The 14,672-nt window shown below is 67.3% G+C and carries 19 protein-coding genes and 3 pseudogenes; 6 read left to right on the forward strand and 16 right to left on the reverse strand.

The genetic code is table 11. The features are described 5' to 3' along the window. From ACNPQM_RS41050 to ACNPQM_RS41065, 4 genes and pseudogenes are all read right to left on the reverse strand, one after another. Positions 1-357, reverse strand: a pseudogene (locus ACNPQM_RS41050) (hypothetical protein); the annotation flags it as partial. A gap of 435 nt (positions 358-792) precedes the next feature. Continuing rightward, the gene (locus tag ACNPQM_RS41055) at positions 793-993 is read right to left on the reverse strand and encodes a hypothetical protein (protein ID WP_418087974.1); all 201 of its coding nucleotides are present in this window, start codon (positions 991-993) and stop codon (positions 793-795) included. Continuing rightward, positions 930-1,229 (reverse strand): integrase, encoded by a 300-nt coding sequence (locus ACNPQM_RS41060; protein ID WP_418087975.1) that lies wholly within the window; start codon positions 1,227-1,229, stop codon positions 930-932. The genes ACNPQM_RS41055 and ACNPQM_RS41060 overlap by 64 nt, the downstream gene beginning before the upstream one ends. A 71-nt stretch (positions 1,230-1,300) precedes the next feature. Continuing rightward, entirely contained in the window at positions 1,301-2,203 is a 903-nt protein-coding gene (locus ACNPQM_RS41065; RefSeq protein ID WP_418087976.1) for an IS5 family transposase, read from the reverse strand. Between the two features lie 135 nt (positions 2,204-2,338). On the opposite strand from ACNPQM_RS41065, the gene ACNPQM_RS41070 reads away from it, so the two are divergent. Then, complete coding sequence (locus ACNPQM_RS41070) at positions 2,339-2,491, forward strand: hypothetical protein (protein WP_418087977.1); 153 nt, start codon at positions 2,339-2,341, stop codon at positions 2,489-2,491. A 59-nt stretch (positions 2,492-2,550) separates the two neighbouring features. Here the strand turns inward: ACNPQM_RS41070 and ACNPQM_RS41075 are convergent, their stop codons facing one another. The 4 genes from ACNPQM_RS41075 to ACNPQM_RS41090 all read right to left on the reverse strand — a co-directional run bounded on the left by ACNPQM_RS41075 (position 2,551) and on the right by ACNPQM_RS41090 (position 5,470). Continuing rightward, positions 2,551-3,387: a DUF2461 family protein gene (locus tag ACNPQM_RS41075; RefSeq protein WP_418087978.1), complete on the reverse strand. Its 837-nt coding sequence runs from the start codon at positions 3,385-3,387 to the stop codon at positions 2,551-2,553. Positions 3,388-3,430: 43 nt separating this feature from the next. Next, positions 3,431-3,832: an NADAR family protein gene (locus tag ACNPQM_RS41080; RefSeq protein ID WP_418087979.1), complete on the reverse strand. Its 402-nt coding sequence runs from the start codon at positions 3,830-3,832 to the stop codon at positions 3,431-3,433. Positions 3,833-4,059: 227 nt separating this feature from the next. Beyond that, positions 4,060-5,157 carry an integrase core domain-containing protein gene (locus tag ACNPQM_RS41085; RefSeq protein ID WP_418087980.1) on the reverse strand — a complete coding sequence of 366 codons (1,098 nt, stop codon included), beginning with the start codon at positions 5,155-5,157 and terminating at the stop codon, positions 4,060-4,062. A gap of 52 nt (positions 5,158-5,209) precedes the next feature. Beyond that, the gene (locus ACNPQM_RS41090) at positions 5,210-5,470 is read right to left on the reverse strand and encodes a hypothetical protein (protein WP_418087981.1); all 261 of its coding nucleotides are present in this window, start codon (positions 5,468-5,470) and stop codon (positions 5,210-5,212) included. A gap of 90 nt (positions 5,471-5,560) precedes the next feature. Between ACNPQM_RS41090 and ACNPQM_RS41095 the strand changes: the two genes are divergently transcribed. After that, the gene (locus tag ACNPQM_RS41095) at positions 5,561-5,848 is read left to right on the forward strand and encodes a helix-turn-helix domain-containing protein (protein ID WP_418087982.1); all 288 of its coding nucleotides are present in this window, start codon (positions 5,561-5,563) and stop codon (positions 5,846-5,848) included. 65 nt (positions 5,849-5,913) lie between these two features. Continuing rightward, positions 5,914-6,495, forward strand: coding sequence for a dihydrofolate reductase family protein (locus tag ACNPQM_RS41100; protein ID WP_418087983.1), 582 nt, complete (start codon positions 5,914-5,916; stop codon positions 6,493-6,495). Positions 6,496-6,827: 332 nt separating this feature from the next. Here the strand turns inward: ACNPQM_RS41100 and ACNPQM_RS41105 are convergent. Next, positions 6,828-7,106: pseudogene (locus tag ACNPQM_RS41105) on the reverse strand (hypothetical protein); the annotation flags it as partial. Beyond that, positions 7,058-7,900, reverse strand: coding sequence for a group II intron maturase-specific domain-containing protein (locus ACNPQM_RS41110; protein ID WP_418087984.1), 843 nt, complete (start codon positions 7,898-7,900; stop codon positions 7,058-7,060). The pseudogene ACNPQM_RS41105 and the gene ACNPQM_RS41110, both read right to left, overlap by 49 nt. A 53-nt stretch (positions 7,901-7,953) precedes the next feature. Here ACNPQM_RS41110 and ACNPQM_RS41115 point away from each other — a divergent pair, with 53 nt between their 5' ends. After that, positions 7,954-8,919 carry a helix-turn-helix domain-containing protein gene (locus ACNPQM_RS41115; protein WP_418087985.1) on the forward strand — a complete coding sequence of 322 codons (966 nt, stop codon included), beginning with the start codon at positions 7,954-7,956 and terminating at the stop codon, positions 8,917-8,919. A 107-nt stretch (positions 8,920-9,026) separates the two neighbouring features. On the opposite strand, the gene ACNPQM_RS41120 is transcribed toward ACNPQM_RS41115, so the two are convergent. The 3 genes and pseudogenes from ACNPQM_RS41120 to ACNPQM_RS41130 form a co-directional block, all read right to left on the reverse strand. After that, positions 9,027-9,554, reverse strand: a complete 528-nt coding sequence (locus tag ACNPQM_RS41120) for an RICIN domain-containing protein (protein WP_418087986.1) — start codon at positions 9,552-9,554, stop codon at positions 9,027-9,029. Positions 9,555-10,289: 735 nt separating this feature from the next. After that, positions 10,290-10,871, reverse strand: a pseudogene (locus tag ACNPQM_RS41125) (transposase family protein); the annotation flags it as partial. 48 nt (positions 10,872-10,919) lie between these two features. Next, positions 10,920-11,279: a hypothetical protein gene (locus ACNPQM_RS41130; protein WP_418087987.1), complete on the reverse strand. Its 360-nt coding sequence runs from the start codon at positions 11,277-11,279 to the stop codon at positions 10,920-10,922. Between the two features lie 410 nt (positions 11,280-11,689). Between ACNPQM_RS41130 and ACNPQM_RS41135 the strand changes: the two genes are divergently transcribed. Beyond that, the gene (locus ACNPQM_RS41135; protein WP_418087988.1) at positions 11,690-12,055 is read left to right on the forward strand and encodes a hypothetical protein; all 366 of its coding nucleotides are present in this window, start codon (positions 11,690-11,692) and stop codon (positions 12,053-12,055) included. Positions 12,056-12,166: 111 nt separating this feature from the next. Here ACNPQM_RS41135 and ACNPQM_RS41140 read toward each other — a convergent pair whose 3' ends face one another. From ACNPQM_RS41140 to ACNPQM_RS41150, 3 genes are all read right to left on the reverse strand, one after another. After that, positions 12,167-12,514, reverse strand: a complete 348-nt coding sequence (locus ACNPQM_RS41140) for an integrase core domain-containing protein (RefSeq protein WP_418087989.1) — start codon at positions 12,512-12,514, stop codon at positions 12,167-12,169. 55 nt (positions 12,515-12,569) lie between these two features. After that, on the reverse strand, positions 12,570-13,292 hold the full coding sequence (locus ACNPQM_RS41145; protein WP_418087990.1) for an IS6 family transposase: 723 nt from the start codon (positions 13,290-13,292) through the stop codon (positions 12,570-12,572). A 114-nt stretch (positions 13,293-13,406) separates the two neighbouring features. Next, entirely contained in the window at positions 13,407-14,102 is a 696-nt protein-coding gene (locus tag ACNPQM_RS41150) for a HEAT repeat domain-containing protein (protein WP_418087991.1), read from the reverse strand. Positions 14,103-14,124: 22 nt separating this feature from the next. On the opposite strand from ACNPQM_RS41150, the gene ACNPQM_RS41155 reads away from it, so the two are divergent. Next, positions 14,125-14,448, forward strand: coding sequence for a hypothetical protein (locus ACNPQM_RS41155; protein ID WP_418087992.1), 324 nt, complete (start codon positions 14,125-14,127; stop codon positions 14,446-14,448). Positions 14,449-14,672 lie beyond the last annotated feature (224 nt).

The following is a 14,672-nucleotide window of genomic DNA, read 5'->3' on the forward strand; positions in this document are numbered from 1 at the left end:
CAACGCAGCGAACTCCGGCGCTTCGCGCCTCCGGGCCGAGGATGCGTTTCCCTCCCCGGCTGAAGCCGGGGATACCCACGCAAGATCACGGATGGTGTCCTCCGGCACGGCGGTCCGCGACGGCCTGAATCCGCTCAGCAGGTCACCCACCAAGACCCGTTTCCCCGACAGGAGCGGATCGAGCACCCGCGCCAGCTCACGAGGGCTCGCGGCAATCACGGCCTCATGGCCCTTGGCGGCGCAGACCGTGCCCGCGGTGTCCGTCGCGCCGAGCGGTGCCCAGCGAACGGGGTGTCCCGGGCCTGCCTCGATCACCGTGTCGTCCGTCAGCCGACGCAGCCCGGCCGGCTCCGGCACCGGCTCGAATCCACCGGCCGTCCCAGCGGCGCAGCGCAACGGCGGTGGCACGGTGCCCCGCCGTGCGCGGGTCGCCGAACTGCCGGAAGGCGTCCACCGAACGCCGCAGCCCCTCGGGCAGTTCGGGTGACAGGAGGCCGTCCGGTCCGGGGGACGGGGAGAACAACGGGGCGTCCACGGGCGTCAGCCGGCTGCCGCGGCCACGGCGGCCGGTCAGTGCCGCCGGGTCGAGGTCGATGAGGAGGTCCTACGAACTGAGTCACCGGGCCCCGTGATCCGGCCGCGCGGCGTCAGCTCCGCCCGCCCGCCCGCAAAGGATGGCCGTGGGATTCACCCGGACAACTCGGCTCGCCACGGCCGTGGCCAGTCCCCCGACGGCGGCGGATCCCCCGCGACGCCTAGCTTGACTCTGTCGGTGATCTTGGATGGTCGAGGTCAGGTGCCGAGGGTGCGCCAGGACTTCGATCGGGGAATCCCCTGCTGGTCCAGGAAGGTCTGGAAGGCGGTCGGCGATCTCGGCGAAGGGATTTCCTGGGTTACTGACCGTGTGCTGAGTCGTTCGATGTTCACGGCTATGGCTGTGAGTACGTGTTGCAGGTGGGCTTTCGGCTGTCGTCGGTAGCGGCAGCGACGCATGCCGTGTCCGTGGGCAAACTCGTTGATGGTGCCTTCCACACCGGAGCGGACAGCGCAGCGAACCAGATCCGGTCCGACGGCTCGTACCGCACCGGACCGGTGAGCTGCCTGCGCAGCACCGCGTCCTCATGCCGCAGCACCAACAACTCGGCATCCTTGGCCGCGCGTCGACGCAACAGCACCGCCGGGACCGACAGCAGCTTCCGCCTACCCCGATACACCAGTGAGACGATCACCCGGACAGGGTTCCAGGAGGCCCTCCTGGCGCGCCACACCCGCTCTGAGAGCCTGTCGGGTGGCCGGTTGGTTACGCCGCGATGTAGTCCTCGACGGTGTTGGCTCGTGCGGTCTTGCGGTGGGATTCATGGCTCCACCGCGATGGCTGTCCGGCGAGCCGGACGAGCATCAGACGGATCATTGCCACCTTGATCATGGCCTCGGAGGTCGCGGTCAGCCGTTCGTAGTCGCGGGCCGGCCGACGGTTTCGGACCAGCCAGCCGAAACTTCGCTCCACCACCCAGCGGCGGGGCAGGACCTTGAAGCCCTTGACGTCGTCGGTCCGCTTAACGATCTCGACGACGATGTTCAACGCGTCGCGAGCCCACGAAAGCAGCGTGGAATCAACGGAGTTGGCGTATCCGCCGTCGGCCCACACCAGACTGATCGTGCGGAAGCCGACGGCGAGCTGGGCCAGGACGGCGCGGCCTCCGGCCCGGTCCTGCACGGACGCGGAGGTGACGGCGACGACCAGCAGCAGGCCCATCGTGTCCACGATCACGTGTCTCTTCCGCCCTGTCGTTCGCTTGCCCGCATCGAATCCACGCGCCTCGCCGCCCTCGCTGGTCTTGATCGACTGGGCGTCGATCACGGCGGCCGACGGCTCGGGATCGCGTCCGGCCCCGATCCGGACCCGGCGGCGGAGCTCGTCGTGGACGCGGTCCCAGGTACCGTCCCGGCGCCACTTCGTGAACCAGCGGTGGGCCGCGTCCCAGGGCATCAGATCGCGCGGAAGCATCCGCCACTGGCAGCCCGACCGCAGCACGTAGAACACCGAGTCGAGCACCAACCGGTCTCCGTACTTGCGCATCCCGCCGCCTTTTCGCAGGTCACGCGCGGGAAGGAGCGGCTTGATGATCTCCCACATCTCATCAGTCAGGCTGGACGGATAGCATGGGCCGCTGACGGCCTCGGAGTTGTCGCACTGGCACACACCACGTGATCATTCCGGGGCCGTCGCCATACCCCGAAGGCAGATCACGACCGTCACGCATCACGCATGGTCAGCCACCCGACAGGCTCTGAGCAGCAGCGACGAATTTCCGAACGGCACAGGAAGCCGCCCGCCGTGCTCACAACGTGTTCGGGCAGCGCCCGCCGACGCACCATCAGACGCACCCGTGCCCAACAACGTGACAACGCCGTCCCCCTGGCCGAGGCGCCGGACGGCCATCGGGCGATGGACCACCGGTCGGCGCTGAAGGTGCGCGTCACCTTCTGAGCGCGGGGGCCGACGGCACGGGTTTGGTTCCTCCCGTGCCGCGCGGGGCCCTCGTGATGTCAGGCGGCGCGCTTCACGTGGCGGACCAGCCACATCAGCAGGGCGTCCAGGTCAGCGGCGGCCGAGAGGACTCGGTCGACCGCCTCGGGGGTGTGCAGCCACTCCTCGCAGCCGAGGGGACGGGCGGCGATCAGAGAACGGTGGCGCAGCAGGTTCGTACGGGAGTGGTCTGTCGGATAGCCGCGCGGTGGGCGTTTCATCACGTCCCCGGAGATGTCGTAGCCCTTCTTCCGCACGTCCTCGACGATGGCGGACAGTTCGCGGCCGCTCCCCTCGGAGGCCACGGCTTTGCGGAACATGTCCACCTGGCCGGGATCGGGGTACCACCAGGCGCCCTGGATCCGCAGGCCGTCCAGGGAGAACCGGAGACCGATCTCGATCTTGCGGCCGAGCCGGATCACCGCGCCCTGGTGCTGCCACCACCAGGAGTCGGTGCGGTAGTGCCAGACGGAGAAGTCCTCGTACCGGGGGTCGGTGTCCGCGACCTCGTTGAGCAGGGCGATCATCGGCTGCCGGACCAGGCGTTCGCGGTCCGCGCGGTAGCGCTCGCGGGTCGCGTGGGTCGGTTCGCCCTGGAGCTGCCACAACACGTCCATGGCCTGCTCCGGCCAGCCGGTGAACTGTCCGCGCATGCGCGCAGGATAGCTCACCCGTGATCCGCGCGCGGAGAGTGAGACGGGTAGGGAGGCGTAGCCCCAGACACGGTGGGAGATGTTGCGGCGGGGCTCGCCGGCCCGTTCGATGTGCCGTGCGTGGTGGGCGAGTTCGTCGAGGAACACGTTGAGATCCCACAGGACGGTTGTAGGGAGCGGATGTAGTCCGGCACGTCTACTCACGATGTGCGCGTAGTCGAGCACTCTCACCGCTCAGCAACTCTTCCTACTTCAGCACGCTGGGGTTCTCGGGCCGGAGCAACTGCTGGGCAACGAGCTCGGAGCGGGTCAGCTCGAGCAACCGCCCCATCCAGTTTCGTCCCCGACCGTCGGGGACATCTCGCCAGAAGGGTGAGTCCGAGAGGCCGGTGTAGCTGATCCTGGCGTCCCCTGTGGAAACGAGGACCTGGGCGAGTTCAGGGTGCTGAGTGAACTTCGCGCGAAGGAGCTCTTCCATGACCGCGAGCCGAACGTTAGGCCAGTCACTTCGGTGCGTGGCCTGGCCACCCAGGTCATGCGCCTCTCTGCCGGAGGCAGCATCCCGGATTCTGCTTCTGTCAGAAGCGTCGGCCGCCGACAGCGCCCAGTACCCATGCAGTACGGACGCATAGGACTCGCCGGCGAACACGATCTGTGCAGGGAAGTCGTTGCGGAGATGAACAGCCCCGGCTCCTCAGGCCACCCCTGTGGGTAGACGGTTTCGTGGGAGATGAGAGCCGGTCGGCCGGGTTCTGAAGGATCGTCGGCATGCTGGATGGCCCGCCGCTCCTGCTCGCTCTGGACTCCCTGATCTCCGCGGCTGAAGTAATCCAGGACGTCCTGATGCTGTGGGGCTCGAAAAGTGATCGCTGCAGCTCAGGCCGCGTATCGGTACTCGTTGATGACCCCGCCGAGGACGCGGGTGCGCAGGAGCCTGCGGGGCACGCGATCGTGCAAGACCGCTGGCTGTCCCGGGGCTTCGGGTGGTCGTTGGTCTCGTGATCGGTGTGGCCGATGGCAGTTGTAGTGCTCCTGATACTCGGCGAGGACCTGTCGGGCGTGGGCCTCCTTCATGATCAGGATATGGTCGAGGGCCTCGCGCCGGATCGTGCCGATTACTCGCTCGCAGTGGGCATTCATGCGCGGCGCCCGAGGTGCGCTGAGCAGCACCTCGGTGTCCTCGGCTTCGAAGACGGCGTCGAAGGAGTCGGTGTACTTGCTGTCGCGGTCGCGGAGAACGAAGCGCAGCGACTCGACGCGGGTGCCGAGGTCGGCGGCGAGATTGCGGGCCTGCTGGGTCGCCCACTGCGCGGCGGGGTGGGCGGTGACGCCGGCGATGTGGAGCCTGCGGGTGCCGTGCTCGAGGAACGCCAGCGCGTACAGCCGCCTGCCGGTCACGGTGTCCACGTGGAAGAAGTCCGCCGCGATGATCCCCTCGGCCTGTGAGGAGAGGAACTCGCGCCAGCTCGGGCCGGTACGGCGCGGGGCCGGACCGATGCCGGCCGCGTGCAGGATCTCCCACACCGTGGACGGCGCGATCGGATGCCCCAGCCGGGCCAGTTCACCCTGGATCCGCCGGTGGCCCCACCGCGGGTTCTCCTGCGCCAGACGCAGAACCAGCTTCTTGAGCGCGGCGGCCGTGGGAGGGCGCCCGGTGCGTCGGCGTCGGTCGGAGTAGTCCCACTTCTTGGCGATCAGCCCGCGGTGCCAGGCCAGCAGCGTCCCCGGCGTGACCGGGAAGACACCACTCCAACGGCGGCGCGGTATCAGCGACGCGAACACGGCCAGCCACAACCGGTCTGCAGGCTCGTAGCGGACCGGACCGCTGAGGTGTCGTCGCAGCACCGCGTTCTCGTGCCGCAGCACCAGCAGTTCAGCGTCCTTGGCCATGTCCCGGCGCAGCAGGACCGCAGGCACGGACAGCAACGCCCGGGCGGCCCGGAACAGGATCGAGATGATCACGGGGTGCAGCATCCCAGCCACCACCGAGGGCCTTGCACGCGGGCTCCCACCAGCAGCGATGACTTTACGAGCCCCACAGGACGGCTGCGGAGTACGAGCGGATCGTCGATCGCTTCAGATCACGCAATGAGCGCAGGTCACCAAGCCATTCGTCAACCATCGCCGGCGTCCACTGCCACGGGAAAGCGTTCACATGGCCAGCGAACGCCTTCACCGTGTTCTCCCGGCCCTCGACCGTTGAGCGGGCCAGGTTCCGAGCGAGCTGCTGAGTGTGCCGGCCGGACACCGCGCTCGGCGCGCTGTGATCGGTGCGTGGTCGCAGCATGAAAGTTGTGGAACTCCCGATCAACGTGGCGCTCGCCCGTGCCGTTGCGGTACTGCCGCAGGGGCCGGGCTGGTGGTACGAGCCGAAGTTATGGACAGGGTTGAGTGCTGCCCGTTGTCGGAACTCATCGGCGTCACGCCGAAGCGGCTGGCCCGCACCTACCGCTTCGCCGCCACCGTGTTCGCGATCAACCCCGCCGGACCGGTCGACTGGGGTGACCTCGCCGGTGGCGCAGGCTACTTCGACCAGGCCCACTTCGGCCACGAGTTCCGGGCGTTCACCGGGCTCACGCCGACCCGGTACGTCGAAGTCCGGCGACGGTTCCTGCGCGAACATCCCGGCCACGCGCTGAACGGCTGGCCGCTGCAGGCCGATTGATTTCTTACAAGAGCGACAGCTCACGACACGCTAATTTGGGGCACCCCAAAGCAGAGGAGAGCCCCGTGGGCAAGGTGGTCATGTACAGCTCGGTGTCGGTGGACGGCTTCGTCGCGGACGAGAATGACCAGCCCGGACCGCTGTTCGACTGGTTGTCCAGCGGTGACGTCCCGTTGGACGAGAGCGGCGAACTGAAGGTGTCGCAGACGTCCTACGACTACACCCGGCCGTACTGGGACCAGATCGGAGTCACGATCGTCGGCCGCCACGTCTTCGACCTGACGGACGGCTGGGACGGGAAGCCTCCGGGCGGGATCGACCACGTGGTCGTCGTGACGCACCGGCCGGAGCCCGAGGGCTGGGACCCCGAGGCGCCGTTTCACTTCGTCAACGGCGTCGAGGCAGCCATGGCCAAGGCGCAGGAGCTTGCGGGTGACCGCATGGTCGAGGTCGCCGCCGGCGACGTCGGTGGCCAGGTGCTTGCCGCGGGCCTGATCGACGAGGTGCGCATGGACGTCGTACCCGTCGTGTTCGGGTCCGGCAAGCGCTACTTCGGGTCGGTCCACGCGCAGCACCTGTTGGAGGATCCTGACGTGGTGATTCAGAGCAACCGAGTGCTTCACCTGCGCTATCGGGTGCGCCGTTGACCGATCTGAGCAGGTACGCGAAGAAGTCCACCGCGAACGGTGACACAAGATCGGGCCTCCGGCTGCGTTTGCGCATCGCTGTCCCCGGTCAGGCAGCCGACGCCGATCCGCCCCATGCGGCATTTCACCTGGCGTCGGGATCAGCGGCACCGGCCTGGCCTACAGTTTCTTACCAGTACTGGGCGTCGATTAACTTGGAGAACGCGAAGGGATGCAGCGGCTGACCGGCCCGCCGGCCGGGAAACAGCCAGGGCGCAAGAAGGCCCAGACCGAAGGGTCTCCGGCCTGAGACTTCTGCGCTTGCTGGAGGGGATAGATGACCCTCCCGAGGGTTACTTCACGTCGACGTAGTCCGCTGCGGAGGCGACCGCCGGGGTGGTGGACGTGCCTGCGAAGGAGTAGCGGAAGTAGCCGTCCGCCGTGGCCTTCGTCGTCGTCCTCAGGTTGCCCTTGCTGTCCGTCGTGACGGTCTTGAGGGTCTTGTAGGTGCTGGTGCCCTTCTTCTTGAACTGGAGCTTCACCGGCTGTTTGGTGTAGCCCCTCCACGTGCCTTGGCCGGTGGTCAGCCGCCTGTGCTGGCGACTGCCGGTCGTGGTGTCCACGGGGTCGGGATGTTGCTGCCGCGGTAGCGGTAGCGGATCACTTTGACGCTGGATGCGCCGGTGAACTCGACTCCGCCGCAGATGAGCTTCCAACTGCCCGGTCGGCAGAACCGGCGGCGCAGTTCCCTCCAGCTGAGCCGGGAGTGCTTGTGGAAGATCCAGAGGACGATGCGATGCCACGCGTGGTCATCGACCGTGCTGAATACCGCCTTCGACACCCCGTGCCGGAAGTAGTTCGCCCACCCGCGCAGGGTGCGGTTGAGGCTGGCCAGCAGCTCGTCCACGTCCCTGTGCAAGTCTGATCTGCGTGTACTGTCTTTCACCTTGTCCTTGATCGACTGGATCGCCTTCTTGGACGGCTTGGTGTAGACGTAGTGCTTCTGCGTTCCTCGTTTCCGCTGCCTGCGGATGTGGAAGCCGAGGAAGTCGAAGCCCTCATCGATGTGGACCACCTGGGTCTTCTCCGGTGCCAGACGCAGCCCCAACGGGGCGAGCACGCCAGCCACCTCCTCGCGCAGGTCCTCGGCATGGCGGCGTTCCCCGGAAACCACCAGTACGAAGTCGTCCGCGAAACGGATCAGCCGCCAGTTGCCCAGTCCGCGCTTCCTGCGCGTGACCCGCCGCTTGTAGCTGCCCATCTCCTGCTGCCACTGCCGGGCGAAGTGCTCGTCCAGCGCGGACAGCGCGATGTTGGCCAGCAGCGGGGAGAGAATCCCGCCTTGCGGGGTGCCCGAACGAGCTCCTGCGGTGGTGGTGACCCGCTGACGCCCTGAAAGGTTGGACCGGTCCGGGCATGCCCTCATAATCTCCTCGTTCTACGCGCTGTGCGTGAGCGGTGTATAACGGGGGGCACCAGATGACCAGTAATCAGGGAGGCGGCGGCGAGCCGTCGGGCAGAGAGCAGCTCGCGAGCGAAATGCGCCGGCTGAAGGAGAAGTCGGGACTCAGCTACGGTCGGCTCGCCGCCCAGACGCACTACAGCCGCTCATCGTGGGAACGCTTCCTCAACGGCAAGCAACTGCCGACCACGGTCGCCGTGGAGGAGTTCGCCACTGCCATGGGGGCGGATGCGGGGTCCCTGCTCGACCTGTTGGAAAGAGCAACCGAGGCGATGGACGCGGATGAGGATCCGGGTCCAGACCCGGACCCGGCCCCGGACCCAAGCGTCCAGGCGGTCCCGGAGGGCGAGTTGATACCACCGGGCCTGCCACTCGGCCCGTCCGGCCGGGGGCGGCTGTCGCCTTTCCGGAACGGGAAGGAACGAGGCTGGAACGCCCACGTCCGCCGGGCCGGACTCATCGGCGCCGGTGCGCTCATCGGCAGCCTGATCACGCTGGTCGCCATCAGCACCGGCGTGGTCCGCGGCGTGCCCGCCGCCTCGCGGTCGCCGAAGGCGCAGGGCGGTTCGTCCGCCTCCATCGCCTCGAATCTTTCCCGGCAGTCCCGGCCGTCGCCGCAGAACGCCCGCCCCGGCTGCTCCGAGGACACCTGCCTGCGCCGTGACCCCCAGGCGATGGACTGCCAGTGGGACGCGACGACCGCCCGGGAGACGTGGCTGCGAGGGATGCACATCGAGCTGCGCTACAGCGAGGCCTGCGGGTCGGTCTGGGGACGCGTCGAGAACGGCGCGGTGGGCGACTCCGTCATCATCAAGGACAAGTACGGCCTCGAACTGTCCGCCACGATCCGCGTGGACCGCGACACGTACACCAGCATGCTCGCCGTCACCTCCGAGGCACCGCCCGGCACGGTGGCCGTCTGCGGCACCATCCCGAAGTACCACGCGAGGGAGTGCTCGCCCGACGGCACGGTCGATCCCTGAGCTTGTTCGGTCTGCCGCATCACACAGCGAGGCGGGCGGCCCCGCAGGCCGGTGGGCGTGAGAGCCGGTGGCTTGCGGGGCCGCGAGGCGGTGGGTTCGCGGGTGGCTCAGTCCGAGTAGACCAGGTCGTACAGGTCGAAGAGGTTGTTCCAGTTCCGGGAGCAGGAGTCGAGGCGCATCTGGTGACCCTGAGCGGAACCGCCCCAGGCCGTGACGCAGTTGGCGGAGGCATTCTTGGGCTGGAACTCGAAGTAGTTGTTCCAGCCGCCCTCCGGGCCGACCTCGTTGAACAGGGAGTCGCCGCTGCTGCAGGAGTAGAGCTTGATGTAGTCGCCCTTGGCGCCACCGCTGGACCAGTTGTTCAAGCACAGGCTGGGAGCGGCGGCGGACTGGATCTGGAAGTAGTGGCTGCCCTGGAAGACGAGGTTCCACTTCTGCGCGTTGGTGTGGTTGCAGGTCCATTCCTGCACGGTGACGCCGTTGCTGAAGTTGGAGTTCGGTACGTCGAGACAGAAGCCGTCGGCGAGGTCGATCTCGATGTTGGTGCGGAAGGCGGCCTCGGCCGGAGCGGCGGTCAGGCCAATTCCGAGGGCGGCTGCGGTGAGCGTGGACGCGGCGGCGGTGCGTATGCGCATGAGGGTTCCCCACTGGAGGTGTCGATGGCGGGGCGTTCGTCGGATGCGTCCCCGCTGGTGACGTGCGAGACATGACGTGCCGTTTCGCGACGCGGATCGTGCTCCGGACCACGTCGGACGGCGACAACGAGGAACCTAGCCATCCCCGGGTCCTCTCCGCCGTCCCAAGGCCTCCCGAGACATCCCGAGACATCCCGAGACATCCCGGGACGAGGCTCGTGCCGCGGCCCGTCCTGCGACCAGCGAGCGGGAGCATCGGAAGCGGGCTGGTGATCGCTTCAATGAAGCTCGCGCCTGGCGACCGACGACCGGGTGGCCTCGGCTCGGCCTGAACTCCCGCTGCCCGCGGCCCTCTTGCCTCATCGTGCGACTCCCCCTACGTTAAGCGGCGCGTTAAGCCCACTTAGCGTGCGCCCCACCAGCGAACTGCCCGCGGAACCCCTCCACCACCGCGACGCGGTCAAGTCCGGCATCGCCACAGTCCTCGACCGGATCGTCAGACGCTGATCGACGGCACCCGGTTCGGCCGGGCACCCCGCCGGCTCTTCCCCAGCCGGCCCGCCCCGACCACCTTTCCGCGGTCATGTGCGGGATCGGCGTCCCGGTCGCAGCCGTCCGCGGTGCCGCCATCCGACAGCAGCTCCTCGAACTGCCCGCCCCGTCATCGCGGACGCTCTCGGCTACCACGACAAGACCACCAGCCGCCTCCTCGAGGAGACCGGCGGGACGCGGAGCGCCCTTGCGTCGGCGATGGGGCATGACGAGTCCCGTGCCGGGATAGCCGCCGTCGGCGATCGTGAGTGTCCTGCCGACGGCGGCTTTGGCGCCGGATTCCTCCCATGCCTTACAGTCGTTGCGGTTCCCAGGCAGCGGTCGGCCGACCACGACGACGAGCCGGGTGTCCGCGTCGATGACGACCTGGTGGTTGGTGGAGTACCGGTAGTTTTTCGACTGCTCGGCGATGGTGTGGTCGCGAGTGGGCACCAGGGTGCCGTCGACGATGAGCACGGTGTCCTTGGCGAACCGCTTGCGGGACTGGAGCGCGAGCATCGGTCCGAGATGGTCGATCACGCGGTTCGCCGCGGATTTCGACACCCCGAACAGCAGGGCGAGCTGGCGCATCGTCAGGTTTGTGCGCCAGTACGCCGCGACCAGCAGCGCACGGTCCTCCAGGGACAGGCCCCACGGCCGACCCTTGCGGACCGCGTCCGCACCCTCGCGCCGCAGCACGGTCACCAGCTTCCCGAAGGCGCGCGGGCTCAGCCCTGTGAACGGGGCTATCCAGGACGGCTCTGACGTCGTTATCACACCAGCCACGCCGGGATCATCGCACCATAGCGTGCCGCGCCAGCAGGCCTCCCCGCATCAGTGGAACTCGTGGACCACCTGGATGTCGCCGACAATGTGGGCGTTGAAGTCGTCCAGTTCCTCGGCCGGAACCCATAGCTCGAGGATCGTCTGCCCGCCGGCCTGCTGGATGGGATACCGGCTCAAGAACTCCGATTCGACCTCAAAACGCGTGACGAAGCCGACGCCATCGTGCTTCACGTTCCAGTCCCGCGCGATCCTGACCGCGTAGTCCTCGTTGAGGACCGGGTAGAAGATCGGCTGCTCGGGCAGCCGGGGCGGCCAGGCGCGCCAGTTCAGCTCCCGAACCAGATCCAGCTCCTTGGGGCCGGTGGGGCGCCACAGGGTCGTCGTTGCTTGCTGGCTGGTCATGTGCATCGCTCTCTGAACGTAGGCCGCCGGTACGGCGGGTCGGGAGACCGGACGATACCGGCACCGCGAACTCAGCAGCTATGCAGTTTCCGCACCCTGGCCAGCTCCGTGACCAGCAGTTGCGGGACAACCCTTAGTCCCCCGCTTTTTTGCGCGAGCAGAATCAAAGACCGCTACGCCGTACCAGGCGCTGCCCCGGGACCGGATCCCAGCGGCTGGCGCCTGACGTACATCCCCGTACCGGGCGCGGCCGCAAGCACGTCAATCCCATCAGCGACGACCCGCTCGACGGGCAGCGCCATGTGCGCGAGCATGTGCGTCACAAAGGGCCAACTCCCGTACAACTACTGGCCTTTGGGTGCCAACGTTGCTAGTTTGACGCATTCACGTCAGAGTCGATGTCAGGGAGAATAAAGGTGACATCTGTACGCATGCTCACCGCCGGCGTAGCGAGCAGCCTGTTCGCACTGGCCGCCGTTGTCGTTCCGGCCACCACCGCGCAGGCCGCCGCGCAGGCCGACTCCTGCACCCAGAACTGGAGCATCTCCTCCACCGAGGGACACGCCAGCGGCCAGTGGTGCAACTACAACACCAAGATCAAGGGCACGGTGACCGACGACAAAGCGGACGGCCGCTGCCCGTTCGTCCGCGCCTATATGTCGGGCGGCTCGTACAAGGACACCCCGTGGGTGGGGCCGAAGGGCGCTTCCAAGTACTTCGAGCTCACCGCTTGGAGCGGGGAGTCCTTCACCTCGGTCGCCATGAAGTGGGTCGCCTGCTGACCGCCTGCACACCGAGGCCGACCCGCGACCGGGGTCGGCCTCGGCCCAGCGCAGCCCCCAGAACTCAGTGCGCCGCCAGTGCTGTGGGGCTCGGAAAGTCGTCGCTGCAGGTCAAGCCGCATAGCGGTACTCGTTAATGGCGCCGCCGAGGATGCGGGTGCGCAGGAGTCTGCAAACTTCGAGGTCGTGCACGGTGATGGGCTGCTGGTCGGCGCCCGAAGGTAGTTGGTCGCGTGCTCCGTGGGGGCAGTGCTCGTTGTAGTGCCGCTCGTAGGCGGCCAGGACGTGCCGGGCGTGGGCCTCGTTCATGATGAGGACATGGTCGAGGGCCTCACGCCGGATGCTGCCGATCACCCGCTCACAGTGGGCGTTCATCCGAGGAGCTCGCGGTGCACTCTTGAGGATCTCCATCTCCTCGGCCTCGAATACGGCGTCGAAGGACTGGCCGGGCGTTGTCAACTTGTTCGGGGTAGGGGTGTCGAGGGCGTGGCGGGGCCGGGTGGAGGCCTGCTGGTCAGGCTGCCGCGGGCAGGCCGGCGATGCCGGTGACCTGGTTCCAGGTGGTGAAGCGGGCGGTCATCTCGGCGCGGTACTCGGACGCGGCCATCAGATGTCGGCGGGGTCGGAAGTGGGGCGAGATCTGGCTGAATGCGGCGAGGAACTTCTGGGCGGCGCGGCGTGAGCGGAAGTACTTCATCGCGCGTTCGCGCTGCCTCGTCGGCTGGTGAAAGTTCTCGGCCCGGTTGTTCAGGCCCTTGTGCGAACGGTGCTCGACCGAGCGCATCAGCTCGCGGTGGGCGACGCCGTAGGAACGGAGCTTGTCGGTCACCAGCACCCGCGGTACCCGGCGCTGCTTCTTCATGAGCTTGGCCAGGAACCGCTTCGCGGCCTTCGCATCCCGCTTCGACTGCACGAGGATGTCCAGGACGTCGCCGTCCTGATCGACGGCCCGCCACAGGTAGTGCCGCACCCCGTTGATCTTGATGAAAACCTCGTCGAGGTGCCATTTGTCCCCGGCCCGCGGCCGACGGCAACGCAGCCCGGCCGCGTACTGAGGTCCAAAGTGCGTGCACCACTGACGGATCGTCTCGTGGGAGACGGTGATCCCGCGGGCGAGCAGCAGTTCCTCGCCTTCGCGGTAGCTGAGGGGGAAGCGGTGGTACAGCCACACCGCATGCGCGATGATCTCCGCCGGGAACCGGAACCCCTTGTACGACGGCGCCGCTCCGGTCTCCACGCTGCCCCTCCCCGACCCCGACAGGCGAACCCCAAGATCACCCTACCGGCCGGGTCCACAACAACCTGACAACGTCTCCTGAGGGCTTGCGCGACTTCTGGTCAGGCTACTGCGCTATGCCTGTTCGAGAGCATTTCGCAAGGTGCTATCAGCATGGTCGTCGAGGGTTGTAGCGATCTTGCGCAGCTCGGCACGTCGTTCCGTGCTGCCTCTTTCGGTCAGAGTGTTAGCCCACGCTGTCTTTTGCGCGTCGGTGATTCCGACCGTCTCGTTGAACAGCGCATACAAGGCATACCAGCGCACTGAGTCGTTCTCGTCCTCGGACAGCGTCAGGAGAGCCTCGACAACTCTGGCCTCGGTGTGTTCCTCGTCGGCCAGCGCAGGAAGCGCGGCAGCTACCGAGAACCGGACGGGCTGTGCTGTGTGCGCCTGGTAGCTGAGTACCAGATCGAGGGCCTCCTGGGCATTGTGGTAACCCAGTGCGGAGATCATCCATCCCAGAACCCAAGGGTCCGGCTCGTCGGGCATCTCCGCCACGATGGCCTTGATGGTCTTCGTGGTGAACGGCCGGTGACCCGTTCCATCGTCGGGGCCCAACTCGCGCAGAATCCGTGCTCCCAGCTCTCGCTCATCCGGCGATTCGTGTGCCAGCAGACGAACCGCGCGTTCAAAAACATGGGAGGTCGGCCGGTCCTGCAACGCTTCCAGCGCCGGAAGGCGGTCGTCGTCTGTCTCCTCCGTGCTGACCTCGAACAGCGCTCTCTGGAACAGCTCGTCGTCCGTCGCTGCCTCGGCGTCATCGACTCCCATACTGCACTTCCTTAGGTTTCCGATGAGTTGCACTCTCCTGCAGTCAGCAGGGGCGAAACTGTCTCTCCTACCGCCGCGCCGAGAAAATCTTCGAGGAAAACACCCGGCTGCTCGCCAACCCCTCGCCTCACCCGAGGACATCGAGGACCTGGACGTCTGGACCCTCCACCGGCTCCGCCACAACACTCTGACCCACGACGCCGAGGACGGCACCTCCACCCCGATGCTGCTGGCCCGCTCCCGCCACGCCTCCGTCCGTTCCCTGGAGCGATACGCACGGCCCGGCGTCGACTCGGTCGCCCGGCACATTGCCGAACGCGACCCCGCTGCACGTCGCCGCACGTAAGTCCGAGCGGATCAGGGCTTCAAAATCATCCCGTTGCCCCTTTGGCGCGTATCTCGGTCACACCCTCACGAGGCGTCACATCATGTGACACCAAACTGCACTCCCTGCGCGGTTCCTACTCGACCCCCATGAGCCCCGTGGGTTCAGGGAAACCGAAGCTTCTTCAGCGCGAACCCACGGGTCCGCCAGTGTGCTTCAGGCCGCCGCATCCGTGGGTTCGAGTG

The organism is Streptomyces sp. NPDC056231 (genome assembly GCF_048270745.1).
Taxonomy (GTDB): domain Bacteria; phylum Actinomycetota; class Actinomycetes; order Streptomycetales; family Streptomycetaceae; genus Streptomyces.

Excerpts from the sequence above, each read along its gene's own strand:
- ACNPQM_RS41055 (WP_418087974.1), bottom strand. The coding sequence starts at position 993 with ATGCGTCGCTGCCGCTACCGACGACAGCCGAAAGCCCACCTGCAACAC.
- ACNPQM_RS41085 (WP_418087980.1), bottom strand. The coding sequence starts at position 5,157 with ATGCTGCACCCCGTGATCATCTCGATCCTGTTCCGGGCCGCCCGGGCG.
- ACNPQM_RS41090 (WP_418087981.1), bottom strand. The coding sequence starts at position 5,470 with ATGCTGCGACCACGCACCGATCACAGCGCGCCGAGCGCGGTGTCCGGC.
- ACNPQM_RS41095 (WP_418087982.1), top strand. The coding sequence starts at position 5,561 with ATGGACAGGGTTGAGTGCTGCCCGTTGTCGGAACTCATCGGCGTCACG.
- ACNPQM_RS41110 (WP_418087984.1), bottom strand. The coding sequence starts at position 7,900 with ATGAGGGCATGCCCGGACCGGTCCAACCTTTCAGGGCGTCAGCGGGTC.
- ACNPQM_RS41115 (WP_418087985.1), top strand. The coding sequence starts at position 7,954 with ATGACCAGTAATCAGGGAGGCGGCGGCGAGCCGTCGGGCAGAGAGCAG.
- ACNPQM_RS41120 (WP_418087986.1), bottom strand. The coding sequence starts at position 9,554 with ATGCGCATACGCACCGCCGCCGCGTCCACGCTCACCGCAGCCGCCCTC.
- ACNPQM_RS41130 (WP_418087987.1), bottom strand. The coding sequence starts at position 11,279 with ATGCACATGACCAGCCAGCAAGCAACGACGACCCTGTGGCGCCCCACC.
- ACNPQM_RS41150 (WP_418087991.1), bottom strand. The coding sequence starts at position 14,102 with ATGGGAGTCGATGACGCCGAGGCAGCGACGGACGACGAGCTGTTCCAG.
- ACNPQM_RS41155 (WP_418087992.1), top strand. The coding sequence starts at position 14,125 with ATGAGTTGCACTCTCCTGCAGTCAGCAGGGGCGAAACTGTCTCTCCTA.